Annotated in this window: 19 protein-coding genes; 9 read left to right on the top strand and 10 right to left on the bottom strand. The window is 57.1% G+C overall.

Features of this window, described 5'->3' with window-relative positions; genetic code table 11:
- Nucleotides 1–88: 88 nt before the first annotated feature.
- Both ACR0BD_RS12240 and ntrX read left to right on the top strand, forming a co-directional pair.
- Complete coding sequence (locus ACR0BD_RS12240) at nt 89–2,377, top strand: sensor histidine kinase NtrY-like (RefSeq protein ID WP_480830795.1); 2,289 nt, start codon at nt 89–91, stop codon at nt 2,375–2,377.
- Entirely contained in the window at nt 2,374–3,783 is a 1,410-nt protein-coding gene (ntrX, locus tag ACR0BD_RS12245; RefSeq protein WP_480693731.1) for a nitrogen assimilation response regulator NtrX, read from the top strand. The genes ACR0BD_RS12240 and ntrX overlap by 4 nt, the downstream gene beginning before the upstream one ends.
- Before the next feature lie 12 nt (nt 3,784–3,795).
- On the opposite strand, the gene ACR0BD_RS12250 is transcribed toward ntrX, so the two are convergent.
- Nucleotides 3,796–4,275, bottom strand: a complete 480-nt coding sequence (locus ACR0BD_RS12250) for a hypothetical protein (RefSeq protein ID WP_480830798.1) — start codon at nt 4,273–4,275, stop codon at nt 3,796–3,798.
- Between the two features lie 96 nt (nt 4,276–4,371).
- Here ACR0BD_RS12250 and trkA point away from each other — a divergent pair, with 96 nt between their 5' ends.
- The 5 genes from trkA (at nt 4,372) to ACR0BD_RS12275 (ending at nt 9,239) form a co-directional block, all read left to right on the top strand.
- On the top strand, nt 4,372–5,748 hold the full coding sequence (gene trkA, locus ACR0BD_RS12255; RefSeq protein WP_480830800.1) for a Trk system potassium transporter TrkA: 1,377 nt from the start codon (nt 4,372–4,374) through the stop codon (nt 5,746–5,748).
- The gene (locus ACR0BD_RS12260) at nt 5,748–7,286 is read left to right on the top strand and encodes a TrkH family potassium uptake protein (protein ID WP_480830802.1); all 1,539 of its coding nucleotides are present in this window, start codon (nt 5,748–5,750) and stop codon (nt 7,284–7,286) included. Before trkA ends, ACR0BD_RS12260 begins: the two co-directional genes overlap by 1 nt.
- 126 nt (nt 7,287–7,412) lie before the next feature.
- Complete coding sequence (gene hfq, locus ACR0BD_RS12265; protein WP_010440340.1) at nt 7,413–7,652, top strand: RNA chaperone Hfq; 240 nt, start codon at nt 7,413–7,415, stop codon at nt 7,650–7,652.
- Nucleotides 7,652–8,923 carry a GTPase HflX gene (gene hflX / locus ACR0BD_RS12270; RefSeq protein WP_480830804.1) on the top strand — a complete coding sequence of 424 codons (1,272 nt, stop codon included), beginning with the start codon at nt 7,652–7,654 and terminating at the stop codon, nt 8,921–8,923. The genes hfq and hflX overlap by 1 nt, the downstream gene beginning before the upstream one ends.
- A gap of 16 nt (nt 8,924–8,939) precedes the next feature.
- The gene (locus ACR0BD_RS12275) at nt 8,940–9,239 is read left to right on the top strand and encodes a putative quinol monooxygenase (RefSeq protein WP_480830806.1); all 300 of its coding nucleotides are present in this window, start codon (nt 8,940–8,942) and stop codon (nt 9,237–9,239) included.
- Here ACR0BD_RS12275 and ACR0BD_RS12280 read toward each other — a convergent pair whose 3' ends face one another.
- The 4 genes from ACR0BD_RS12280 to hemB form a co-directional block, all read right to left on the bottom strand.
- The gene (locus ACR0BD_RS12280) at nt 9,240–9,614 is read right to left on the bottom strand and encodes a nuclear transport factor 2 family protein (RefSeq protein ID WP_480830808.1); all 375 of its coding nucleotides are present in this window, start codon (nt 9,612–9,614) and stop codon (nt 9,240–9,242) included.
- A gap of 128 nt (nt 9,615–9,742) precedes the next feature.
- Nucleotides 9,743–12,205: a penicillin acylase family protein gene (locus ACR0BD_RS12285; RefSeq protein WP_480830809.1), complete on the bottom strand. Its 2,463-nt coding sequence runs from the start codon at nt 12,203–12,205 to the stop codon at nt 9,743–9,745.
- 160 nt (nt 12,206–12,365) lie between these two features.
- The gene (locus ACR0BD_RS12290; RefSeq protein ID WP_480830811.1) at nt 12,366–12,938 is read right to left on the bottom strand and encodes a lipid-binding SYLF domain-containing protein; all 573 of its coding nucleotides are present in this window, start codon (nt 12,936–12,938) and stop codon (nt 12,366–12,368) included.
- Between the two features lie 140 nt (nt 12,939–13,078).
- Entirely contained in the window at nt 13,079–14,077 is a 999-nt protein-coding gene (gene hemB, locus ACR0BD_RS12295; protein WP_480830813.1) for a porphobilinogen synthase, read from the bottom strand.
- A gap of 120 nt (nt 14,078–14,197) precedes the next feature.
- Here hemB and ACR0BD_RS12300 point away from each other — a divergent pair, with 120 nt between their 5' ends.
- Nucleotides 14,198–14,722 carry a component of SufBCD complex gene (locus ACR0BD_RS12300; protein WP_480830816.1) on the top strand — a complete coding sequence of 175 codons (525 nt, stop codon included), beginning with the start codon at nt 14,198–14,200 and terminating at the stop codon, nt 14,720–14,722.
- A 21-nt stretch (nt 14,723–14,743) separates the two neighbouring features.
- Nucleotides 14,744–18,199, top strand: coding sequence for a transcription-repair coupling factor (gene mfd / locus ACR0BD_RS12305; RefSeq protein ID WP_480830817.1), 3,456 nt, complete (start codon nt 14,744–14,746; stop codon nt 18,197–18,199).
- On the opposite strand, the gene ACR0BD_RS12310 is transcribed toward mfd, so the two are convergent.
- The 5 genes from ACR0BD_RS12310 to ACR0BD_RS12330 form a co-directional block, all read right to left on the bottom strand.
- On the bottom strand, nt 18,196–18,768 hold the full coding sequence (locus ACR0BD_RS12310) for an SH3 domain-containing protein (protein WP_480830819.1): 573 nt from the start codon (nt 18,766–18,768) through the stop codon (nt 18,196–18,198). The two genes, mfd and ACR0BD_RS12310, sit on opposite strands and share 4 nt — an antisense overlap.
- A 95-nt stretch (nt 18,769–18,863) precedes the next feature.
- On the bottom strand, nt 18,864–20,528 hold the full coding sequence (locus ACR0BD_RS12315; RefSeq protein ID WP_480830822.1) for a tetratricopeptide repeat protein: 1,665 nt from the start codon (nt 20,526–20,528) through the stop codon (nt 18,864–18,866).
- A gap of 57 nt (nt 20,529–20,585) precedes the next feature.
- Nucleotides 20,586–21,794 (bottom strand): multidrug effflux MFS transporter, encoded by a 1,209-nt coding sequence (locus ACR0BD_RS12320; RefSeq protein ID WP_480830824.1) that lies wholly within the window; start codon nt 21,792–21,794, stop codon nt 20,586–20,588.
- A gap of 86 nt (nt 21,795–21,880) precedes the next feature.
- Nucleotides 21,881–22,528 (bottom strand): DsbA family oxidoreductase, encoded by a 648-nt coding sequence (locus ACR0BD_RS12325; protein WP_480693701.1) that lies wholly within the window; start codon nt 22,526–22,528, stop codon nt 21,881–21,883.
- Complete coding sequence (locus ACR0BD_RS12330) at nt 22,525–24,042, bottom strand: class I adenylate-forming enzyme family protein (protein WP_480830827.1); 1,518 nt, start codon at nt 24,040–24,042, stop codon at nt 22,525–22,527. Before ACR0BD_RS12330 ends, ACR0BD_RS12325 begins: the two co-directional genes overlap by 4 nt.
- Between the last annotated feature and the right edge of the window lie 51 nt (nt 24,043–24,093).

Raw genomic sequence — 24,093 nt, forward strand, 5'->3', positions numbered from 1 at the left:
AAAGCGTGGCATCCGGGTGTCTTCCCGGCAAAGACCACGAAATATGGCGGTTCGTCGCGAAAGCGGCACATCAGGGTGAGGGCAGACGGTGGCAACCCGAGCACAGAGCGGGCTGATACTATCGATTAATCGGTGGCGTAAATCCCGAAAGCTGCGCAATTTTAGCACCTTGGGTCTGGTTCTTCTGGGCCCGGTTCTTGCTTTGGCCACCTATTTGGTTATTGGCCCCTTTGATCTTGGTGCGACTGCGCCCACACTGCGCCTGATTCTCCTTGCTGATCTGGTTTACGTACTGGTGGTGGCAGCCCTTGTTCTGGGGCAAGTCGGTACGCTTATCGCCGCGCGTCGGGCCAAATCGGCCGGATCCCGGTTACACCTGCGTTTGATCGGGGCGTTTACTCTGTTGGCGCTGGTGCCAACGGTGACGGTGGCGATCTTTGCAGGTCTGACCGTAAATATCGGGCTTGAGGGGTGGTTCTCGGATCGCGTGCGCCAAGTGGTGGGCTCGTCGCTTACAGCGGCGGAGGCGTACGAGCAGGAACACCGCGAAGGCCTGACACAGGATGCGACTGTACTGGCTCGGTTCTTGGACAACGCGCGGGCCTTGGATTTTTACATTTCGGACGCTGAGTTGCGTGCAGTTTTGGCGCAAGGGCAGTCACAGATTCAGCGCGGCTTACGCGAGGCCTATGTCATAGACGGCAGCGGCGAGATCAAAGCGCGCGGCGACAGATCCTATCTGTTCAACTACGAAGAGCCAACGCCTGACCAGTTGGTCGAAGCGGCGGACAACGGACTTTTGATCATAGCTGATTGGCAAAACAGCGAATTTCGGGCGCTTGTTCCGTTGGGTGCTTATCTCGACCGATATCTTTATGTAAGCCGCGAAGTCGACGGTCAGTTGCTGACACTGCTGGACGATACAAAGGAAACGGCGCAGTTTTACCAACAACTTGAAAGCGAACGCGGACGGGTTCTGTTTGAATTTGGCCTGCTGTATCTGGGTTTTGCCGTTATCCTGATCCTTGCCGCGATGTCTTTGGGGATGTGGTTTGCGGAAAGGTTGTCCCGTCCGGTCGGACGACTGACGACCGCTGCTCAGCGCGTCGGGGCAGGTGATCTGGGCGTGCAAGTTATCGAAGAAGCAAGCGATGATGAGATCGCGATGCTGGGTCGGTATTTCAACCAGATGACCCGGCAGCTCAAGGGGCAGCGCGATACCCTGCTAGAAAACACTCGTCAGATCGAACGCCGCCGCCGCCTTTTCGATTCCGTACTTAGTTCGGTGACATCGGGGGTCGTTGGTGTTGACCCCGACGGCTGCGTGACCTTTGTGAACAGATCGGCGGAACGGCTTTTGGACTGGTCGCGCGGCGAAGAACAACTTGCCATTGGGATCGCCGTGCCAGAGTTCTTGCCGCTGTTTGAAAGTCTCAAGGACAGCGGCCAAGAGGCCGTGCAGGGCGAGGTCAAGGTCACCCGCAAGGGACGTCTCGAAAACCTGCTGGTGCGGATGGCCACACGCAGAGGCGAAGATGGCGGGCTTGAGGGCTACGTGGTGGCGTTCGACGACGTGACTGACCTTGTGAGTGCTCAGAGGTTGGCTGCATGGGGCGATGTTGCGCGCAGAATTGCGCACGAGATCAAGAACCCGCTCACGCCCATCCAACTGAGTGCAGAGCGGATCAAGCGCAAGTTCTCGATCAAGCTGGACGAGGATGATTGCGACAAGCTGGTCTCGATGACGGATGTGATCGTCCGGCAGACAAACGACCTTCGCCGAATTGTGGACGAGTTCTCAAGGTTCGCGCGTATGCCGGAACCCGAGCGCCACGAGGAAAACATCGTTGAGCTTGTGCAGGAAGCCGTGCTGTTGCAGCAGTCCGGGCAACCCGATGTACAAATTGACGCTACACTTCCCAACGAGCCTATCCTCGTGGACGTGGACGCGACAATGCTGAACCAGGCTTTGACCAACCTAATCAAAAATGCTGGCGAGGCGATTGAAACACTTAAGAAAAAAGGCGCACCAGATAACCTGAAAGCGCGAATAAAAGTGGATGTTACAAGTGATGATGCGGGTACCGTCATCACAATTGCAGACAACGGAATAGGACTACCGGAAGACCGGGCTCGTTTATTCGAGCCCTACGTAACTACACGTGACGAAGGTACAGGCCTTGGCCTGCCGATCGTCAAGAAGATCATTGAAGAACATGGCGGTGCATTGACCCTTGAAGACGCGCCGGTGTTCGACGGGCAAGACCATTTTGGCGCGATGGCCGTGATCCGATTACCCCGGGGCGATTACTCCCCCGCAACTGCGCCACAAAAGCAGGCAATTAAAACAAGCAAACTGAAAGCAGGCCAAAGATGAGTGACATTCTGATCGTAGATGACGAACGCGATATACGTGAGCTGGTGTCTGACATTCTGGAGGACGAAGGCTTTTCAACCCGGCTGGCTGGAAACTCGGATGAGTGTATGGCGGCGATCAATTCCGAGCCGCCGGGGCTGTTGATTCTGGACATCTGGCTGAAGGACAGCCGCATGGACGGGATCGACATCCTCAAGGCGGTCAAGCGCGACAACCCGGATGTGCCGGTGGTGATCATTTCCGGCCACGGCAATATTGAGATCGCGGTGGCTGCAATCAAACAGGGGGCTTATGACTTTATCGAAAAGCCCTTTAACATCGATCAGTTGATGGTGGTGATCCGCCGCGCGATGGAAACCTCGCGCCTGCGCCGCGAGAATGCCTCGCTCAAGCGCAAGGAGGTCACGAATTCGGACATGATTGGCAAATCTGCCGCGTTCCGGTCGATGCAAAGCCAGTTGGACAAGGTGACCAAGTCTAACGGTCGCGTCATGCTGAGCGGTCCGGCGGGTTCGGGCAAGGAAATCGCCGCACGTTACATTCATGCCCATTCCAACCGTGCGAACGCGCCGTTCGTAACCGTGAACTGCGCAGGCATTGAGCCTGAGCGCGTGGAAGAGGTGCTGTTTGGGCGTGAATCGACCGAGCGCGGTGTTGAGCCGGGATTGCTGGAAGAAGCACATGGCGGTGTCATCTACTTTGACGAAGTTGCAGACATGCCTCTGGGCACCCAGTCCAAGATCTTGCGGGTTCTGGTAGATCAACAGTTCCAGCGCGTTGGTGGTTCAGACAAGGTTCGTGTCGATCTGCGCGTCGTATCCTCGACCAACAAGGATCTGGACGAAGAGATTGCTTCGGAACGCTTCAGAGAAGAGCTGTATCATCGGTTGAACGTCGTCCCGATTGACGTTCCCTCGCTTGAAGACCGTCGCGAGGACATTCCGGTTTTGGCGCAGCATTTCATTGAAATGTGCAACGAATCCCAAGGGCTACCCGTGCGCGAGATTTCGGATGAAGCCGTTGCACTGCTACAAACCATGACGTGGCCGGGCAATGTCCGCCAGCTGAAAAACCTGATTGAGCGGGTTCTGATCCTGGGTGATGGAACCGGTCCGATCGAAGCCAAAGAGCTGCCGACTGAAGATGAGAAATCTGATGACTCGGGCCGCGTGGTTCTGTCGGGTGCATTGGCCACTTTGCCATTGCGCGAAGCGCGTGAAGCGTTCGAGCGGGAGTATCTGCTAACACAAATCAACCGTTTTGGGGGCAACATCAGCCGCACGGCCAGTTTTGTCGGGATGGAACGCAGCGCGCTTCACCGTAAACTGAAGTCACTGGGTGTCGTCACCTCGAACAAGTCCGGTGCGCGGGTCGCTCAAATTGATGAACCAGAGCCGGCGGAATAATCCGTCGGTCTATCAACTCGCCTGACCGGGGGTGATGATCTGGAAAGAACCATCGTCAAATCTGACGAAACAGGATTCGGTGCTTAGCGGCGGCAATGTGTTTGTGCGTGCCGCTGGCACCCTGGATTTCACGCCTTGCTTGCATGGGGGAAGGCTAACTGGCCGATAGCCTTTTTGGGCCATGCACTGTGCCTCAACCTTGTTGCGCAATCCTTGGTTGACGTCGACCGTGTAAACCTGACCCGGTTGCCAATACCCGGCCGAGCGTCTGCAGCGGCCGTTTCGATCGCAATAGGTTCGACCCGGCCAATAAGTGGGCGGACTCTGCCTGATCTGGTTGGCCACTGGCACGTCCTGAACGGCCTTAACCTGGCATTGCGTCGTTTCCGTTTGCATCCGCGATACACTTTCCCCTTCGCGATAATAAAGCGCGAGCGGGCCGCATGCGGTCAGGATTGCAAAGGGAACAAACAACGTAAGTGCAGTTTTCATACGCTTACAATGCCTTAGCTGCACGGATTCGACAATTCAATTGACCGCCTCAGGGGCATCTGTCATTCAAAGCTTTCAGGCAGAAGGGCCAAAAGCATGAAGGTCATCATTTGCGGTGCCGGTCAGGTTGGCTGGCAGATTGCTCGGCATCTGTCCGGAGAGTTGAATGACGTGACGGTCGTGGACAACAACCCGGACCTTGTACGCAGAGCAACGGAAACGCTGGATGTTCAGGGCATTGCGGGGTTCGCCAGCTACCCCGATGTGCTGGAACGGGCAGGCGCGCGCGATGCCGAGATGATCATCGCTGCCACCCATTCCGACGAAGTGAACATGGTGACCTGCCAGATGGCGCATTCGGTGTTTTCGATCCAGCGCAAGATTGCGCGTCTTCGTTCTAAATCATACCTGCAGGCCATTCATTCGGACCTGTACCGCCGCGATCACCTGCCGATTGACGTGGTGATCAGCCCGGAACGCGAGGTTGCTGCAGCTGCAATGCGCCGCCTGTCCGCTCCATCGGCTTTTGATACCGAGATGTTCATGGATGGGCAGGCTCAGTTATTGGGCATTCGGATTGCCGAGGACTGTCCGATCGTGAACACGCCGCTTCGGCAGCTGACGGACCTGTTTTCCACGCTCAGCTCGGTCGTTGTTGGGGTGCGTCGCGAAGGAACACTGTTCGCGCCGGAATCCGAGGATCAGTTGTTCGTCGGCGACGAGTGCTATGTCTTTTCCAGCGTCGCGGATGTCGATCGCACGATGGAGGTCTTTGGCAAGGCTCAAAAGAAACAAGACCGCGTGGTCATCGTTGGTGGTGGGAACGTCGGGCTCGAGGTCGCGCGTACCCTGGAAGAGCGTGAAAGCAGGGTGCGTGCCAAGATTATCGAACGTGACCGACAGTGTGCAGAACTGGCGGCTGAAGCCCTTGAGCGGACAATTGTTCTGAACGGCGATGGCTTGGACGCTGCACTGCTGCGTGAAGCGGGGATCGAGCGTGCTGATGCGATGCTGGCTGTTACGGATGATGATCGCGCGAACATGCTGGCGGCGGTTCGGGCCAAGGCCGAAGGATGCGCTTTGGCGATTGCACTGATCAATGATCCAAGCATGGTGGCACTGATGGGACCGTTGGGAATTGACGCATATATCAACCCAAGGGCCACAACCGTTAGTTCGATCCTACGTCATATTCGCCATGGACGTGTCCGTCAGGTGTATTCGATCGGTGACGCCGAAGCCGAGGTGATCGAGGCCGAGGTGCTTTCTACTTCGCCGATGGCCGGGCAAAGACTACGGGATATCGACTTCCCCGAAGGCGTTCTGGTCGGTGCCGTCCGCAAAGGCGATGAGCTGCTGCGCCCCACCGGCAGTCTGCGGATCGAAGAAAAAGACGTGGTCGCGATTTTCGCCATGGCCAAGGATGTGCCCGAGGTGGAACGCTTGATGCAGGTTTCGATTGATTTCTTCTGATGGCACGGGTTGTGACACATCGGATCGGATTATTGCGGCGGATGCCGCTATTCTTGCTGATCTGGGGAATAACCGCCTTGTCGATGTGGATACCCGCGGCCTATGCGCTTTCGCTGAATGACCACGACACGTCCCGATCCTTTTTCTATTCTGGTGTGCTGGGCCTGTTCGTGGTTGCGACGATTACGCTGGCGTCTTCTAATCGGGTGCCAAGGCGCGGCACGTTGGGACAATTGGCGGTTTTGCTGGCCTGTTTCACCGTTTTGCCGATTTTCCTCGCAGTACCGCTGCACGATGCGCTGGGGAACACGACGTTTCTGAATGCCTATTTCGATATGGTCAGTGCGTTGACCACCACGGGTGCAGATATCTTTCCTGATCCAGACAGGTTGACCGCTCCGTTGCATCTTTGGCGTGCTTTGGTCGGTTGGATGGGCGGGCTTTTGATGTGGATATCGGCGGCCGCGATCCTTGCGCCGCTGTCCTTGGGCGGGTTTGAAGTCACTGCGCGTGGCCAGCCGGGCAGGCCGGTTTCGGGGGTTGCCCAAAGCGAACGGGTCGATCCAAGGGGGCGCCTTTTGCGGGTGACACGGACGCTTACACCGGTTTACGCCGGGCTAACGGTTGTCATTTGGGTGCTACTGCTCGTCGTTGGGGAAGAGGGTCTGACCGCAATTTGCCACGCGATGTCCACCATGGCCACGTCCGGGATTTCACCCGTTGGTGGATTAGAGGGGGCACAGGCAGGCTTTACCGGCGAAGTGATCTTGTTCCTGTTTCTCTTCTTTGCCTTGTCGCGGCTTACGTTTTCGACGGATACCGCCACAACTGGATACTCAAGGCTGGACAAAGACCCCGAATTTCGGATCGGGATGATGATCGTCGCCGCTGTTGCCGCTTTGCTGTTCATTCGCGTGTGGGCTGGTGTGAACGAGATCGGTAATCAGTTGACGCCCCTGCAAGCACTTAATGTCATCTGGGGAATGGCGTTTACAGTGCTGTCTTTCTTGACGACCGCTGGATTTGAAAGTGCCAATTGGAATGATGCGCAGCAATTGTCCGGGCTTGGAACGCCGGGACTTATCCTGATGGGTATCGCGTTGATTGGCGGTGGCGTCGCAACCACTGCAGGTGGGGTGAAACTACTACGGGTTTTTGCCCTCTATCTGAACGGTGCGCGCGAGATTGACAGGTTGATTTACCCGTCATCCGTCAGCGGGGTGGGCGGTGGCAATCGCCGTATTCAAAGCGATGGGGCCTTTATCGCGTGGATATTCCTTATGATGTTCGCTTTGACCGCAGCGCTTTTCAATATGTTGTTGGCGGCTATGGGGGCAGGGTTCGAACAAGCGATGGTTTTGACCGTTGCCGCGCTCAGCACCACTGGTCCGCTGATCGAACTGGCGACAGATGTACCCCTGCGCCTGGTGGATTTGTCAGGGGGCGCAAAGCTGACCATGTGCGCGGCCATGGTCATTGGCCGATTGGAAACACTCGCAATCATCGCGTTGATTACACCGTCTCTGTGGCGGGACTGAGAATCAACACCCGCGTTAATGATTGATTTTTCATCTGGAAACTCGGGAAACGACACTCCATACTCCGCCAAAGGGAGCGCGTTGGTCCGCAGCGCGTAGCAAGAACAATGGCGAGATTATAAAAATATGGCTTCGGACAGACAGAATCTGCAGGACGCGTTCCTGAATAATGTACGGAAAGCAAAAGTCCCGGTCACAATATTCCTGATCAACGGTGTGAAATTGCAGGGTGTGATCACTTGGTTCGATAACTTCTGCGTGTTGTTGCGCCGCGACGGACAGTCGCAGTTGGTTTACAAGCACGCGATCTCGACGATCATGCCATCGCAGCCGATCAGCCTGTATGAGGGCGAAGACGCCTCTTGATGGAACACGATAGGACGCGCACCCGGGCCTGGGTGCTGCATCCGGAAATCAAATCAGATGAACAGCGCCGTGTCCCCGAACCGGCGCTGGATGAGGCGGTGGCACTTGCTGCTGCGCTACCCGATCTGGCTGTGGTCGGATCTGAAGTTGTGCGGCTACAGCGCGCGCAAGCCGGTTTGCTATTCGGTAGCGGGAAAATCGACGAACTTGGGGCGCGCTTTCACGAAAACGAAGTTGAGCTGGTTCTGATCGATGGTCCGGTCACGCCAGTACAGCAGCGCAATCTCGAAAAAGCGTGGAAGGTCAAAATCCTCGACCGGACGGGGTTGATCCTTGAGATTTTCAGCGACCGCGCCCGGACCCGGGAAGGTGTATTGCAGGTCGAGATGGCCGCGCTCAGCTATCAGCGGACGCGACTGGTTCGGGCATGGACCCACCTTGAGCGCCAAAGGGGTGGTCTTGGTTTTGTTGGCGGTCCGGGTGAGACACAGATCGAGGCAGACCGTCGCGCCATTGATGAGCAGCTTGTCCGCCTTCGCCGTCAGCTGCAAAAGGTAGTTAAAACGCGTACATTGCACCGTGCTGCAAGGGCAAAGGTGCCTTACCCCATTGTCGCATTGGTCGGGTATACCAACGCCGGGAAATCGACGTTGTTCAATCGGTTAACCGGTGCCGAAGTGATGGCCAAAGACATGTTGTTCGCTACGCTGGACCCCACGATGCGGCGGGTTGAGTTGCCGGACGGCCCCGAAGTGATCCTGTCAGACACGGTGGGTTTCATCTCGAACCTGCCGACAGAATTGGTTGCGGCATTTAGGGCGACGCTGGAAGAGGTTTTGGGTGCGGATATTGTCGTGCATGTGCGCGATATCAGTCATGAAGACACGGATGCTCAGGCACAGGATGTCGAAACGATCCTGTCCTCACTGGGTGTTGAGGACGAGCGGCCGCGGCTGGAAGTTTGGAACAAAATTGATCTGCTCAGTCCAGACGGTCGCGAAGCCGCGATAGCGCGCGCTGAACGTGACGAAGCAGTCTTTGCAATCTCAGCCGTGACGGGTGAGGGGATTGAACCCCTGCTGGCTGAGATTTCAGAAAAACTTCAAGGTGCACGACACGAAACACAGCTGAGCCTGAGTTTTGCCGAAGGGGATAAACGCGCGTGGCTGTTCCGTCAGGATGTTGTCAGAGACGAGAAACAGACAGAAGACGGTTTCGAGATCACCGTGCTGTGGACGGACAAACAAGCCGCACAGTTTTCGGCTTTGTGAAGTATCGGCCAAGCAAATGACACCAGAACCGACAGGGCGCGTGTTTTTGGAAGGGCACATCCTTGTGCCGGCTGACCGGATTGCGCAAGTCCGTGGGGCGTTGCCAGACCACATTGCATTGACGCGGGCCGAACCGGGATGCCTGTCCTTCGAGGTCACAGAAGATCAGGACGTCGAAGGACGGTTTAATGTGCGCGAGGCGTTCGAAAGCCAATCCGCTTTCGAGGCACATCAAGCCAGAACAAAGGCTTCACCCTGGTTCGAAGTGACCGAAGGTATCCCAAGGGAATACGCGATCACCACGGAAATCGACTGATCAGTTGCCGTCGATCTGGCGTTGGTAGTCATCCGCATCGAACCAGCCAAGGGACGTTTGTACCTTGTGGTCAGGCGTAAGATCCCATTCTTCCCAGCCACGAGTGACTACGTGATTGCCTGTTTGAGCGTGGTGACCTTCAAGTGTCCAAACGAAAATGGCGTGTGACCCGGCCCAACGGAACATGTCGCACCGAATTTCAAGATCTGGAAATTCTGCCTGAAGACTACGGGCCAAGTCGACAACTGCGGCGCGGCCAATTATGGGTTCGCCTCTGTTGATCCTGATTTCCACATCAGGCGCAAAAAAACTGGCGGCAGCTTCCGGATCGCCCGAGCTCCATGCGATTGCATAATCACGCGCAAGATTATTCATTTTATCTCTGAAACTTGCCATCAATACCCCCAGTCAAAATACGTAGACCCTTGGGACGTTAGGCCAAAAAGGCCTTAGGCGTCCACGGAGTTGTCATAAGAGGGCAAGGTCTTGCCGAAAGCTCGACGTCAGCGTGGTACCAAATTGGTAACACCCACGGCGGCCGCGCGCGCAAGATCCAGATCCAGCGACATGGGAATGTATTCCCCACGCCGCCATAGCTGAGCCTGATCATCGTAGTAGCGCGACAGGAAGTGACCGGATTGACCGGTTGCGGTGATAAAGACCGAACTGTCAGGGTCTGCGAAGTCATAGACGCCCCGATATCCTGCGCCGTGCACGTTCTGGAACGGATCAGGGCCTTCGCCCGAGGTGCGCCCTCGCAGCAGAGTATTGTCTCCACCGCTTGTCGACTGCCGGATATTCACAAAGAACCTCAGAACCGGGACAGAGCCCAAAACTGGGTGATCATGCGTGGCCTGATGGGCATCACCCCATCGCAAGGACTCCAGTGATCCTCCGTATTTTTCCGCGATCCAAATCAGCGCATCGTCCAGCGCAAGCCGAGCCATATCAGTGCAGGTTTCTGTCGGTGCGCTCTGCCGCACATCACACCAGACCGAAGCGCCGTCGATATCGCGATACACGCGTTCGATAAACAGAGGCTCGACATGTTTGTACTCTGCCGCCAGTGGTCCCAATTCGTCCGATATCAGCCGGATTTGTAGCGCCCGTAGCCAAGCCGCATAGATCAATGGTTCGGGCAAATGCTCATTCATCTCACCGTTCCATTCGGCCAGCAAAGCCAGCGCGATCTGTCGTTGCCTTTCGGGCGTACCCTCGGGGGCCGATGCGCCGGTGAACCACAAGTCTGCTCCGATCAGCGGCAACAAAGAGCGTGCGGTGAAGCTGACCGTATCCAGTTGAGCCTCGATAAAGCTGTCGCGCGTGTGGACTTCGCGCGATTGCATCAGGCGTTCCCAGCGGTGAATGCGTTGGGTATCGCCCCATTCATAGGAAACATGCTCGGGGAAGGGGCGTTCGATGACCTTATTGTTTGTGTTACCTAAGATGCCCCCAGCTGGTGCGACGAATTCCGGGTTGTCCGCGAAGGGCAGCCGACCTTGCCATCGGTTCTCTGACAGCCAGCCGGGTGTGGGGATGCGCCCCCGGGCTTGGTTGCGCAAATTACGCTTTGGCATTGCACCGATGAGTTTCATCCCAATAGTCGTTTCGTCCACCAGAGACAGGTTTTGTGAGGGTGCGATAAAGCGTTCCGCAGCGTCGATCGCTTGTCTGACCGAGTTCGAATTCATGAGCGCCATAGACGCCGAAATAGAGGTGTCCTGCGCACTGAGCACGGTCCACGACAACGACGTGACGTGACCGGGAGGCGTGATGGTTCCCAGATCGTAATGGCTGCCGGGCAGAACGGGGCCGTTCTCGGTCCAGCGAAGGGTCAGGGTAATTGGGGATTCGTCTTTTATTTCAATGATCGAGGGGCGCGATTGGAATTTTTTGAAGCCATCCGGCGTCAGATATTCCTCGGGGTTGTCGGGATTTAACCGTTCAATATGCACATCCTGATCATCAAGATAGGACGACGTTAACCCCCAACCCAAGCGGTTACTGCGCCCGGCCATAACGGCCGGCACACCGGGAATGGTTGCGCCAATCACACCGCCATTGGCCAATTCTAACCGCGCCAGGTACCATATTCCCGGTGCGGTGAAGCCCAGATGGGGGTCATTTGCCAACAATGTCCCTCCGATCGCTGATCGGGACGGGGCCGCGCTCCAGGCGTTTGACGCGCCTGCCAGTCCGCGCTTGGGGAAGGGTGACAGCGGCGTGTCTGGCATCGGTGTGCCAGAGGCGTATCGCGGCACACCGGGAAAGAGCGTGGCATATTCAGGCAAGGCGGCGATACCTGCACCCGGAACGTCCGGAAGAATATCGGCCAAGCGCGCGGCATCGTTCAGCATCAAAGATGTGCGTGCGCGGAGTACTTCGTCTTTCAAATGGCCTGAAAGCTGGAGGCCCATCAGTTTGATGATGGCGATACTGTCACCCGGCTGCCAGGGTGAAACCGGTGCATTGAACAAGAACATCTCGGGCGCGCCGCGGCCCAAAGCCATTTCATTGATTTCATCCAAGCGGGCGTTCACGCCCTGTGCGTAGGCACGCAAAGCCGCCTTGGTGTAATCGTCCTGGACGGATACCGAACGATGGGCGAGGCCATATAGGTCCAACCGGCGCAGCAGCCTGTCTACAGAAACTGTCCGGGTGCCAAAAACCTCTGAAAGACGTCCCTGCGCTGTTCTTCGCAGGACGGTCATCTGCCAAAGTCGATCCTGCGCATGGGCGTAGCCGAGCCCAAAAAAGACATCCGGATCCGTTTGCCCCAAAACATGCGGGACATTGGCTGTATCGCGCACGATTTCAACCGGAGCGGACACTCCGTTCACGGCGACAGCCTGGTTGTATTCAGGCAAAGATTGGCTGGCCAGAAAGTAAACCAGCAAGACCGCTGCCAAAATCAGTAGCACAAGGCCCGAGGCAATACGCACCAACCAGCGAAAAACTATTGCCATCTGCGGTCCATTAATCTGATCACCCTTTGAATGGCGGCAGAGTAAAGGAACCCCACGCGAACCGAAAGAGCCTCGCCCGAAGTTTGTCCGATATAATAAACAAACCCCGCCATTGGCAGTGCCACTGACGGGGTCATAACACTACGCTTGGGTGCCGTTTTTACGGGATAATCCGTGTGTATTTAGTGCCGTCTACGGTTGCCCCGATTTGCAGACCGGCCTGTCCGAAGATGGCAGCCAGTACCGGCGAACGAAGCTCGGTCGTGCTGGTTGACAATGAGTCACCCTGATCACTGACCACGTAACCGATGTCAGCACCCGCGGTCCAACCGTTCGACCGGCGGAAATCGTTCAGGGCATCCTCTGTCATAAAGAACAGAACGTGGGCGTATTGCTGAGCACCGATCTGCAGACCAGCCGTGCCCTTTACTGAAGAATAATAATCGACCGTTGCGCCGTTGATCCTTAGCGCGCCGCGCCCGAAGCCGCCACCAAAGACAAATCCTGCTTCGGTGATCAGGGGCATGACAAGCATACCATTTGCTTTATTCGCGATTTCTACCGTGTTCGGGAAACGCGAATACATTTCTGTCAGTGTCGCATCGACACGTGCGTCGATCGTAGCTGCGTTGGAATTGCCGACGCCATTGCCGCAAGCGGCTGTCAGCGTCAGACCGGCCATGCCAAAGGCAAAGCCACGACGGCTTAGTCTGGTGGGATTGGAACTGCTCATGTTTTTTCTCTGTATAACTGCCTGATATGCCGGGTGATCCCGATCTTGTGTGCAAGAATACGCCGATTGATTCTGCGTGTCACGGGAAAGCTGTGCCCACACGGATCACAATCGGCGAAAAATCGCGACAATTTGAGATTCTAGCCCTGAAGGACCTTTGCGACTGCAGGGGCAAAGTAGGTCAGAATCCCATCGCAACCGGCGCGTTTGAAAGCCAGAAGGCTTTCCAGCATGACCTTTTCACCGTCGATCCAGCCGTTCTGAGCTGCAGCTTGTATCATCGCGTATTCGCCCGACACCTGATAGGCATATGTGGGCGCGCCAAAAGTGTCTTTGACCCGTCGGCATATATCCAGATAAGGCATTCCGGGTTTGATCATCACCATATCCGCGCCCTCAGTCAGATCGCGTTCGATCAGACGTAGGGCTTCATCCGAATTTGCAGGATCCATCTGGTATGTCTTTTTGTCTCCGGTCAACGCACCCGATGCGCCGACAGCGTCACGGAAAGGTCCGTAGAACGCGCTGGCATACTTGGCCGCATAGCTGAGGATCATGACATTCTGGTGCCCCGCCGCCTCGAGCGCTTTGCGCATTTCGCCGATCCGGCCGTCCATCATGTCAGACGGGCCGATGATATCCGCTCCGGCGTCGGCCTGGGCCAGCGTCATTTTCACCAGTGCTTCGATGGTCTGATCGTTCACAATCTCGCCATCGACAACGTAACCGTCATGTCCGTTGATATTGTACGGATCCAAAGCGACATCCGTCATGACAGCGATATCAGGAGCGGCTGCTTTGATGGCCCTAATGGCCCGGTTTGACAGATTGTCGGGGTTCCAGGCCTCGGCACAGTCTTCGGTCTTCAGGCTGGGATCGGTATACGGGAAAATGCATATCGCAGGAATTCCAAGCGCCTGCGCCTCAACCGCGGCTTGGGCGATCATATCGACCGAGCGGCGCATCACACCGGGCATGGATGGAACGGGTTCTTCCACACCTTCGCCGTCACGCACGAAAACCGGCCAGATCAGGTCATCTGTGGTCAGAGTGTTCTCACGCACCAGTCCGCGAATGGCCTGCGATTGGCGCGCCCTGCGAAAACGGGTCATAGGGTAAGGGGCGATGGTCGGTTTCATGTCGCGCTCTCCTTGAATATTCCCGCATTGGGTGGCATGAATTCCCGGTAGTCTCAAGGGTAACGATGGACGCGCGGGTGCGAATAGGGTCCCTCAGGATAGTGAATAAAGGGCTGGCGCGTGGACTTATACGATTCGATCTTTGAACTCATCGATATGCGCAGCTTTTCCAATCTTTGGTATTGGATCGTGCTTGCGGTTCTGTGGTCTTCGGCCAGTCACTGGTCGATGGGCGTTCCTTATGATCTGGTTGTGCGTGCGCGCCGGTCTGGCGGGCAGGCCGAACAGGACCTGATGGACATTGTGCGGATCAACAAGAACCGGCTGCTTTATATCGTTGATGTATCGGGGTTGGTTATTCTTGGATTTGGGTGTTTCTTTTTTACCGGCTTGGCGACCTTGGGGTTTTATTACGGGGTCGAATTCGCCCAAGCCTTGTTTTTGTTGTTGTTTCCGGTCGGGCTGGTGATGTTGATCAACATTTCTGCGGCCCGTAAATTGCAGCGTATCGAGGTCAGTCTCGAGGTTGTCTCAAAGATACTGACGCGGTGCAGAATCTACACGCAGATTGTAGGGATCATTTCGATCTTGATTACCTCGCTCTGGGGTATGTATCAGAACTTTTCGATCGGCGTTCTGGGATAGAGAATTCGGAAAGGCAAAGCGATGACGGCTCCGGACCATGTCACGGTTGGCGGCGCCCCCGAGGGGTTTGACGCGCAACTGGTATTGAACGAGATCTCTCGTTCAAGCGGGCCGGTTTGCCACGTGGCCCGCGACGATAAACGTATGGAAGCGATGCGCGCGGCGCTTGCCTTCTTTGCGCCGAATATGCCTGTGTTCGTTTTCCCGGGTTGGGACTGCCTGCCATATGATCGGGTCTCGCCCAATGCCGATATCGCCGCGGCCCGTGTTGCAACACTGGCGGCTTTAGTTCACCAGATGCCCGACCGGTTTGTGTTGCTGACAACGCTGAATGCGGCCACTCAACGCGTTCCCGCGCGTGACGTGCTGCGCGAGGCGGCATTTACCGCGCGGGTGGATCACCGGGTCGATGAGGCTGCGCTGCGTAACTTCCTTGTGCGGATGGGCTTCACCCAAAGCCCAACGGTGATGGAGCCCGGCGACTATGCCGTTCGCGGAGGTATCATCGACATTTTCCCTCCGGGTGAGTCTGGTCCTGTGCGCCTTGACCTTTTCGGAGATGTGCTGGATGGCGCGCGGCGGTTCGATCCGGTCTCTCAGCGCACAACGGAAAAGCTTGAGGTTGTAGAGCTTGCCCCGGTGTCCGAGGTCATTCTGGATGACGCTGCAATCACACGGTTTCGTCAGAATTATCGGATCGAATTCGGCGCAGCGGGCACGGACGACCCGTTGTATGAGGCGGTAACCGCAGGTCGCAAACATCAGGGTGTTGAACATTGGCTGCCCTTTTTCCATGAGAAGCTTGAGACGCTGTTCGATTATCTGCCCGGCGCAACCATTTCACTGGATGATCAGATCACTCCATCACGTCTGGCCCGATGGGACACGATCGCCGACCAGTACGAGACGCGGCGTCTGGCGCTGGAAAACCGGTCGCGCATGGATACCGTTTATAAACCGACGCCTCCGGGGCTTTTGTATCTGGATGACGATGCGTGGAAGCAGGCTGTTGATGGACGTCGGGTGCTGCAGCTTAACCCGCTTCCACAGGCCTCGGGGCCCGGGGTGATTGACGCCGGTGGTCGGATCGGGCGGAACTTTGCGCCTGAACGGCAACAGGAAAGCATCAGTCTGTTTGGCGCTCTGGCCGAGCATATCACCGACAAAATGACGAAGGGACCAGTGCTGATCGCGTCTTATTCCGAAGGCGCGCGGGAACGTTTGACCGGTTTGATCGAGGATGAGGGGCTAGCCGAGGCTATACCCGTCACCGACGGCACCCGCGTCGGAAAACGGGGCCTGCATCTGGCCGTCTGGGCGCTGGAGCACGGGTTCGAAACTCCGGATCTGACGGTGATTTCGGAACAGGACGTTCTGGGCGACCGCCTGATCCGACAACCTAAAAAGCGCCGCAAGGCCGAGAATTTTCTGACCGAAACTCAATCCCTGACCCCCGGTGATCTGGTCGTACATGTGGATCACGGCATCGGGCGTTACATGGGGATGGAGGTTGTCACCGCCGCTGGTGCCGCGCACGAATGCCTGCTGTTGGAATATGCCGAACAAGCTAAGCTCTACCTGCCGGTCGAAAACATCGAACTGTTGTCGAAATACGGGCACGACGAAGGCTTGCTGGATCGTCTGGGCGGCGGCGCATGGCAAGCGAAGAAGGCCAAGCTGAAAGAGCGCATCCGCGAGATGGCGGACAAGCTGATCCGCATCGCCGCCGAACGTGCCCTGCGCAAAGCACCCGTCATGGACCCTCCGCCCCACGCGTGGGAGGAGTTCAGCGCACGCTTCCCCTATCAGGAAACGGACGATCAGTTGCGTGCGATTTCCGAGGTCATGGAGGACATGCACTCCGGCGCACCGATGGACCGGTTGATCTGCGGTGACGTGGGTTTCGGCAAAACCGAAGTTGCCATGCGCGCGGCGTTTGTCGCCGCGATGTCGGGTGTTCAGGTTGCGGTGATCGCGCCGACCACGCTGCTGGCTCGTCAGCACGCCGCCAGCTTCAAGGAACGCTTCCGTGGGTTCCCGCTGGAGGTCCGTCAATTGTCGCGGTTCGTGTCTGCAAAAGAGGCGCAGCAAACCCGCGACGGGCTTGCACGCGGGACGATCGACATCGTGATCGGCACCCATGCCTTGCTAGCCAAGGGGATACGGTTCAACAATCTGGGCCTGCTGATCATCGACGAAGAACAGCATTTCGGCGTTGGCCATAAGGAACGCCTTAAGCAGCTGCGCAGCGACATTCACGTGCTGACCCTGACCGCAACGCCGATCCCGCGCACGCTGCAATTGTCCTTGACCGGTGTGCGCGACCTTTCGATCATCGGCACGCCGCCCATCGACCGTCTGGCGATCCGCACCTATGTCAGCGAGTTCGATGCCGTAACGATCCGCGAGGCCCTGCTGCGCGAGCATTATCGCGGCGGGCAGAGCTTCTATGTGGTCCCGCGCATCTCGGACCTGCCAGAGATCGAGGAATTTCTTAAGGACCAACTGCCGGAACTGACCTATGTCGTCGCGCACGGACAGATGGCGGCGGGTGAACTCGATGACCGAATGAACGCCTTCTACGACGGCAAGTATGACGTATTGCTCGCGACAACGATTGTTGAAAGCGGGCTTGATATTCCGACGGCGAATACGATGGTCGTGCACCGGGCGGATATGTTTGGCCTTGCGCAACTTTACCAAATTCGCGGCCGGGTGGGGCGCTCAAAGACCCGCGCCTATGCCTATCTGACCACGAAACCACGCCAGAAACTGACGGCCACGGCCGAAAAACGCCTGCGTGTACTGGGGTCTCTGGATACGCTTGGGGCTGGCTTTACCCTTGCCTCACAGGATTTGGACATTCGCGGCGCAGGCAATCTGTTGGGTGAGGAACAGTCGGGCCAGATGCGCGACGTGGGCTATGAACTCTACCAATCGATGCTGGAAGAGGCGATCGCCAAGATCAAAGCCGGTGAGATGGAGGGGCTGTCGGATGCCGACGATCAATGGGCCCCGCAGATCAATCTGGGCGTGCCAGTTTTGATCCCCGAGGACTACGTACCCGATCTAGACGTGCGTCTGGGTCTTTACCGCCGCTTGTCGTCGCTGTCGACCAAGGTTGAACTCGAGGGCTTTGCCGCCGAGCTGATCGACCGCTTTGGTACCCTGCCAAAAGAGGTCAACACCCTGATGTTGGTCGTGCGCATCAAGGCCATGTGCAAACGCGCCGGGATTGCCAAGCTCGACGGTGGGCCAAAGGGCGCGACGATCCAGTTCCACAATGACAAGTTCGCGTCACCTCAGGGGTTGGTTGAGTTCATTCAGAACCAGCGCGGGCTGGCCAAGGTCAAGGACAACAAAATTGTCGTGCGTCGTGACTGGAAAAAGGACAGCGACAAGATCAAGGGTGCTTTCGCAATCGCCAGAGACTTAGCCGAAAAGGTTGTTGCCGAGAAAAAGAAGGCGAAAACCTAGTCTCCGCTGACAAAAGTGCACAATTGCCATTCGCCCGCATCCGATTGCACGAACGCGGCACGGTAACCGACCATTGGCCAAAGAAAGTCGCTGTGAACGTACCCCTGACCACCGTCTGTCAGTAAAACGTTCTGATACTCAGCCTCCTGAGAATATGCGCGCACGATGACAACCTCGTGGCTGATAAGGCCCAGGCTCGGCGCGTTTTGGTCTGCGGATCGGCGCAAGGTTACATTCTGACCATCCACAAAGTAGGCCATATTCGGGTCCAGTGAGGCGGGCAGGGTGATCTGCCACTGGTGGGGCATCCAGAATTCTCCCTGATCGTCAAAATACCCCGGCTTTGCCAAAGTGGTTTCGAGCGCTCTCCAATAGGCTTGGGTCTTCAACTCGGTGCGCTGTTTCGCTTGCTCGGTCAGCGTGTCATCCGTAACCACAAGGTTTGCCCGCAGTTCTTCGGGACCGCCGGCGCCGGTGTGGCTTAGGTAGATGTCCGGGCAGGCAGAGGCGATCACGCCTTCGATGTCCCGCGCGGCGACCTTCTCGCGAATTGCTTCTCTGAACGCCATCAGCGACGGGCTCCGGTCGGCTTCGTCGACTGGAGGAAACGTTTGTCGCTCGGCGACTGCCGGTGAGGCAAGCAGGGCAACTAGCGCAATATATCTCATTCAGCGGCTTTCATCGCGGCCTGCGCGCAGAAACAAGACGCGGCCACAGCTTGATCCGCACGCGCCAACGCAAGGTCGAGGCGTTGCTTGATCTGTTTGATCTCGACGGTTTCACCACGTGATTTCAGGCAGTCATGTAGGCCCTTCAGGCTCCAGACATTGTCGGGGTGGATCGAGGCACGGCTCAGACTTCCGCCCAGGCCCAGGTCCTCGCGGTAAACAGCTTCGGCCTCAGCGACGTGCCCCTGTTCGTACAAAAGCGCGCCCAGGGCGTGGCGTGTCGGCTGCATCCAACCCCAGGGTTCGTCATAGGGCAACGTGTCGTCCAATTCGACCGAGCGGCGCAGATGTGCATACGCAACGTCATAGTTTTCTTTGCGGTATTCAATTTCGCCCCGCAGCATCTCGCGGGCGATTTCCAGTAAATCAACGACCCGATTGTTGTGAAGTAAACGCGTATCCGGAACCCGCTTTGCCGCCGTCAGAAAAAGCTGTTCTTCCTTTTCTGCTTCGGGAACCTGACCCGTCGCGGCATAGGCAATGGCACGGGCATAATGTGTGGTCGCAGTCAGTGTGCGAAATAGGTCGGGATCTTCGGGCAGCTTTAACGCCTTTGCGTCTTCCCACTGGCCAAATCGGATCAGGATATGCGGGCCCATTGACATGTAGCTTTCGAAGAAATCGGCCATTGGTGGGCTTTCAATGCGCAGCATATCCTCGGGCGTCGTCTCCCAAAGACCTTGATTGGCGCGCAGGGCGGGTTCCATCTGGCCAAGGAAAAGCGCGCCATAGATCGTGAAATGGTAATCGTGTTGCCGATAGCCGGTGTAGATGTTGAACGCGCCTTCACGCTCATAGTATTTCAGATCGGCTTCGGTGGCTTTTTCGTTCCAATGCACGACGTTCTGGTAGTGGCCGCAGAGCACGTCGATATGCGTCGGCATGTGCACAAGATGACCCGCATCCGGAACCAAAGTACGCAGGACGTCGCCAGCCTTCAGGGCCTTTTCCGGGGTTGGCGACATCTCCATCAGGTGAACGTATAAATGCAGAAGGCCGGGATGAGACATGGCAGCGGGATCTTTTGCCATTGCGTCCTCAAGCGCCTTTTGCGCCTCGAGCGTTGCAGCGCCCGCCGCTGGTTCGCCAGTCTGCAGGTCCCACATCTTCCAAGGCGTCAAATTCAGCAAGGATTCAACAAAGATGGTTCGCAGATCCAGGTGGCTTGGCAGGGTTGCAAAAGCGTCGCGCATGGCATCTGCAAAGTCATGGTCCCAAACATGCATGCCATCTATCGGGTCACGCTGAGGATAACGCGCGGGCAGGGCGCGGATCAGCGCCTTTTCCACAGGATTACAATGGTCCAGCAGCGCAAGAGCCTGTTGCGTGGCATCGTACGCCAGCGCCAAAGCCTTTTTCTGCCCCCGGTCATCGCGCAAATCCCAGGGCAGGTTATAATTTGGCCCGGCGGCATAGGCTATTCCCCAGTGGGCCATTGCGCAGTCCGGGTCGGCCTCGGCCGCACGTTGAAAGCAGACGACAGCTTCGTCATGGTTATAGCCATAAGTCCAGTTCAGCCCGCGGTCGAACCACAACTGCGTTTCGGCTGAGGTCGTTGTGATTGGGCAGGAATAGGTACCCAGATCGTAGTAATCGCTCATCGAAATCTCCCCCTTGGGTTAGGGGCAGGTTAACGCGATTCAAATTGGCTGCACAGGTCAGGCAGGCAGTCTGTTTTCGATCCGGCCCATATGCAGCATCAACACAAAGCCAAGGGTGCACATCGTCAGGATGCCCAAGGCGAGCGGCAAGATAGACCCGTCAAACAGCTGGCCGATCGGTGCAGCGATCGCGGCGGCAAAAACGGTCGAGATTGCACCGATCACTGACGCGGCCATGCCGGCAATATGCCCCATAGGTTCCATCGCGATTGCGTTGAGGTTGCCCATTGTCATGCCGGCCATAAAGAAAATCGCTGTCTGCCAACTGACGAAAATACCAAAAGACAGGCCGGGCGAAAGCTGCATTGAATTCAGAAAGATCACGGCCGAGGTGAACACGATCTGCGCTCCAAGCACCCACGTTACGATCCGCCGCATACCCAATCGCACCACGAGGGCTGCGTTCAACAAGCTGGCAGAACCGGACATCAAGGCGACAAAGCCGAACCAGAATGGAAAGCTGTCCGCGCTGTCGTGAATGATGTCGTATACGGGCTGCACCATCGTCAGCATCGTGAACAGCATGCCAAGACACAGTGTTTGTACCATGATCGAAACACGAACGGTTGGATGCGCGAACATCTGGCGCGCGGCGTCCATCATGAAAGGCAACCGCAGCGGGCGGCGATTTTCCACCGCCAGCGGTTCCGGCAGCCGCAAACCCATCCAAACGATGGTGATCAGCGAGAACAGCATGAACGAGGCGAAGATGCCCCGCCAACCTGTCAGCGCAATTATACCGGCCCCCATCATGGGCGCGATCGCCGGAACCAGCGTGAAGATCATCATGGCAATTGAGACGATGCGCGCCATCTCGCGTCCGGAATAGAGGTCTCGGATAATCGCCATGGCAACGACGCGGGGGGCCGAGCAGCCAATGCCCTGAAATATCCGGGCTATCAGCAGCATCTCAAGCGAAGAGCTGAACCAGGCAACCGCGGCGGACAGAATATAGAGGAGCGACCCGGCATAGATCACGGGCTTACGTCCGAAGGCGTCCGACAAAGGCCCTGTGAAAAAGGTGCCAATCCCCATGCCCAGCACGAAAGAGGTGAGGATCAACTGTGCCTTGTTGGCGTCGCCGGGGCTAAGCTGCTCGCCGATCTGCGGCAGGGCTGGCAGCATCGAGTCGATCGAAAACGCGATCGTCGCAAACATCATCGCGACCAGCGCGACGAATTCTCCCCGAGACATACGATTGGCCATTGTGCCCTCCTGACCAGATCGCGCTATCACGGCGGGTCAAGGGGCACCAGCGAGTATACGCACAGACGGGTGTGCTAATTTGCAGATTAAGCCTCAAGTTGAGACATTATATCTCCGATCACGCGCTGCCACATCTCAGGTGGCTGAGCACCAGGAACAGCGTGTTGGTTTGCAACGATAAATGTCGGAACAGAGTTTACGCCCATCTGGCGCGAATGCGTGTCCCGATCGCTTATATCCTGCCGGTCCGCTTCGGATTTGAGCAGCTTCAGAACCACTGCCGCATCCATGCCGACGCTGTCGGCGATATCGGCCAGAACCTCATGATCGCCAATGTCACGGGTCTTGACGAAATAGGCGTCGAACAGGGCATCAACGACTTCGTTTTGCTTGCCCTCAATCCCGGCCCAATGGATCAGGCGATGCGCATCCAACGTGTTCGGCGTGCGCTTCATGCCTTCGAAGTCAATGCTCAGACCCGCATTCTCGGCATGCTCTACGACTGGTGCATAAGCTCGGACCGCACCTTCCTTGCCTCCGAACTTGCGTTCCAGATACTCACGCCGATCCATCCCGGCGTCCGGCATGTCCGGGTTCAGCTGAAATGGGTGCCATTCAATCACGAACGGGTGGTCAGGAATGGCGGCTAGCGCTTTGTCCAGATGCGTCTTGCCAATATAGCACCAAGGGCAAATCGGGTCGGACATGATATCGAGCTTGACGGTCTGGGTCATTCGTTGGTCGCCTTGAAATAGGCCGGAAGCGCCCGGCGCAGGAGTTTCCCGTTACCGCCGCTGGGCAGTTCAGGCAGATGAACAAAGGCGCGCGGTTGTTTGTAGCGCGCCAGATTTTCTTCGACATAGGAGCGCAGGGCGCTTTCGTCCAGTTTTTCCGGCCCGGTATAAAAGGCTGCAATCACGAATGTGTCCTGTTTAACCTCGACACAGGCAGCACCCACCTGCGTGATACCCGGGAAACGGGACAAAGCGGCTTCGACTTCGACCGGCGACACACGGTACCCACCTGCGTTCATCATATCATCGTCCCGACCCAGATAGGTAATCTGGCCGTCGATAGCCATTGCACCCTGATCGCCGGTCAGGAACCAATCGCCCTGCATCTTGTCCTGTGCCTCATCCGGTGCGTTCAGATAGGTCAGCATGAGCCCGGGATCTGAGCGATGGATTGCAATTGTGCCCTCTTGCCCCTGCGGAACCGGCCCATCGGGGCCAAGGATCGCGACACGGCGACCGGGTTGTGGCTGACCCAAGGCGTCCCCGCGGGCTGGGTGATCCGGGCTGGATGAGATGAATGTCGAACATTCGGACATTCCGTAGGCTTCGAACAATTCGGTTCCCGTGGCTGTAACCCAGTTCTGGTGCAGGTGACGCGAGAGCTTTTCGCCAGCACACAGCCCATGCCTTAGATCGGGCAGGTGCAATTCGTCAGGTTTGTGCAGAAGCTTTCGGAAGACACCCGGCGCCGCGGCGAAGATCGTGGCGCGATGCTGGCGCAGTAAAGTGGGCAGCGCGGTGAAATCCGTACCCGGTTCAGGTATCAACGCGGTCGCCCCGATGGTCCACGGATCCATCAGACCGGTCCCGAGTGTGTAGGTCCAATTAAAGGCCCCGGCGTGGCATAACCGATCCGTCTTTCGCAGGCTGTACCAGCCGTCTACCATCATTTGACGGGCCCAGATGGCGCGGTGGGCGTGGGCCACAGCACGTGGTTTACCAGATGTGCCCGATGTATAGACGACGTAGGCCATCCTGTTGGGATCACCCAATTCAAATTGAGCGGGCGGAAGATCTCGCATTGCTGTCAGTTCAGACACAGTGATCTGGTGCGGGTGCCTCGCGCAAGAGACACTCGGATCGCGTAGGACTGCCGCAGGGTTTAGGTCTTGGATAATCTTGTCCGTTTCCGGTTCGGTCAGTTGGGACGAGGTTGGAACCGGTATCACCCCGACGGCGATCGCGCCTAGATAGGCGATTGGGAAGTCTACTGTATTGCCCAGCCGCATCAACGCGATGTCGCCGGGTTTAAGCCCAGACCGCAGCAACCCGGCCCCGGTTCCCAGAACGGCACGTTTCAATGCGTTATAGGTCCAGTGTTGCGCGCTCGGATGCCCAAGGACCGAAAGCGCCGTTTGCTCCGCGTTGCGATCCGCAGCACGCAGAACATGCGCAGTCAGGTTGAACGGAGATGGGCAAGCCTCAAACGGGCCCTGATCGAAAACCGAAAGCATACCGATTGGCTACCGTGGCGACAGACGCGTTGCAAGCAGGACAGGCTCATC

This window comes from Ruegeria sp. G5, from assembly GCF_056533365.1.

Excerpts from the sequence above, each read along its gene's own strand:
- ACR0BD_RS12275 (WP_480830806.1), top strand. The coding sequence starts at position 8,940 with ATGACACCAGAACCGACAGGGCGCGTGTTTTTGGAAGGGCACATCCTT.
- ACR0BD_RS12315 (WP_480830822.1), bottom strand. The coding sequence starts at position 20,528 with ATGAGCGATTACTACGATCTGGGTACCTATTCCTGCCCAATCACAACG.
- ACR0BD_RS12325 (WP_480693701.1), bottom strand. The coding sequence starts at position 22,528 with ATGACCCAGACCGTCAAGCTCGATATCATGTCCGACCCGATTTGCCCT.
- hflX (WP_480830804.1), top strand. The coding sequence starts at position 7,652 with ATGGAACACGATAGGACGCGCACCCGGGCCTGGGTGCTGCATCCGGAA.
- ACR0BD_RS12250 (WP_480830798.1), bottom strand. The coding sequence starts at position 4,275 with ATGAAAACTGCACTTACGTTGTTTGTTCCCTTTGCAATCCTGACCGCA.
- ACR0BD_RS12260 (WP_480830802.1), top strand. The coding sequence starts at position 5,748 with ATGGCACGGGTTGTGACACATCGGATCGGATTATTGCGGCGGATGCCG.
- mfd (WP_480830817.1), top strand. The coding sequence starts at position 14,744 with ATGACGGCTCCGGACCATGTCACGGTTGGCGGCGCCCCCGAGGGGTTT.
- ACR0BD_RS12320 (WP_480830824.1), bottom strand. The coding sequence starts at position 21,794 with ATGGCCAATCGTATGTCTCGGGGAGAATTCGTCGCGCTGGTCGCGATG.
- ACR0BD_RS12330 (WP_480830827.1), bottom strand. The coding sequence starts at position 24,042 with ATGCTTTCGGTTTTCGATCAGGGCCCGTTTGAGGCTTGCCCATCTCCG.
- ACR0BD_RS12280 (WP_480830808.1), bottom strand. The coding sequence starts at position 9,614 with ATGAATAATCTTGCGCGTGATTATGCAATCGCATGGAGCTCGGGCGAT.
- hfq (WP_010440340.1), top strand. The coding sequence starts at position 7,413 with ATGGCTTCGGACAGACAGAATCTGCAGGACGCGTTCCTGAATAATGTA.
- ACR0BD_RS12285 (WP_480830809.1), bottom strand. The coding sequence starts at position 12,205 with ATGGCAATAGTTTTTCGCTGGTTGGTGCGTATTGCCTCGGGCCTTGTG.
- trkA (WP_480830800.1), top strand. The coding sequence starts at position 4,372 with ATGAAGGTCATCATTTGCGGTGCCGGTCAGGTTGGCTGGCAGATTGCT.
- ntrX (WP_480693731.1), top strand. The coding sequence starts at position 2,374 with ATGAGTGACATTCTGATCGTAGATGACGAACGCGATATACGTGAGCTG.
- hemB (WP_480830813.1), bottom strand. The coding sequence starts at position 14,077 with ATGAAACCGACCATCGCCCCTTACCCTATGACCCGTTTTCGCAGGGCG.
- ACR0BD_RS12290 (WP_480830811.1), bottom strand. The coding sequence starts at position 12,938 with ATGAGCAGTTCCAATCCCACCAGACTAAGCCGTCGTGGCTTTGCCTTT.
- ACR0BD_RS12310 (WP_480830819.1), bottom strand. The coding sequence starts at position 18,768 with ATGGCGTTCAGAGAAGCAATTCGCGAGAAGGTCGCCGCGCGGGACATC.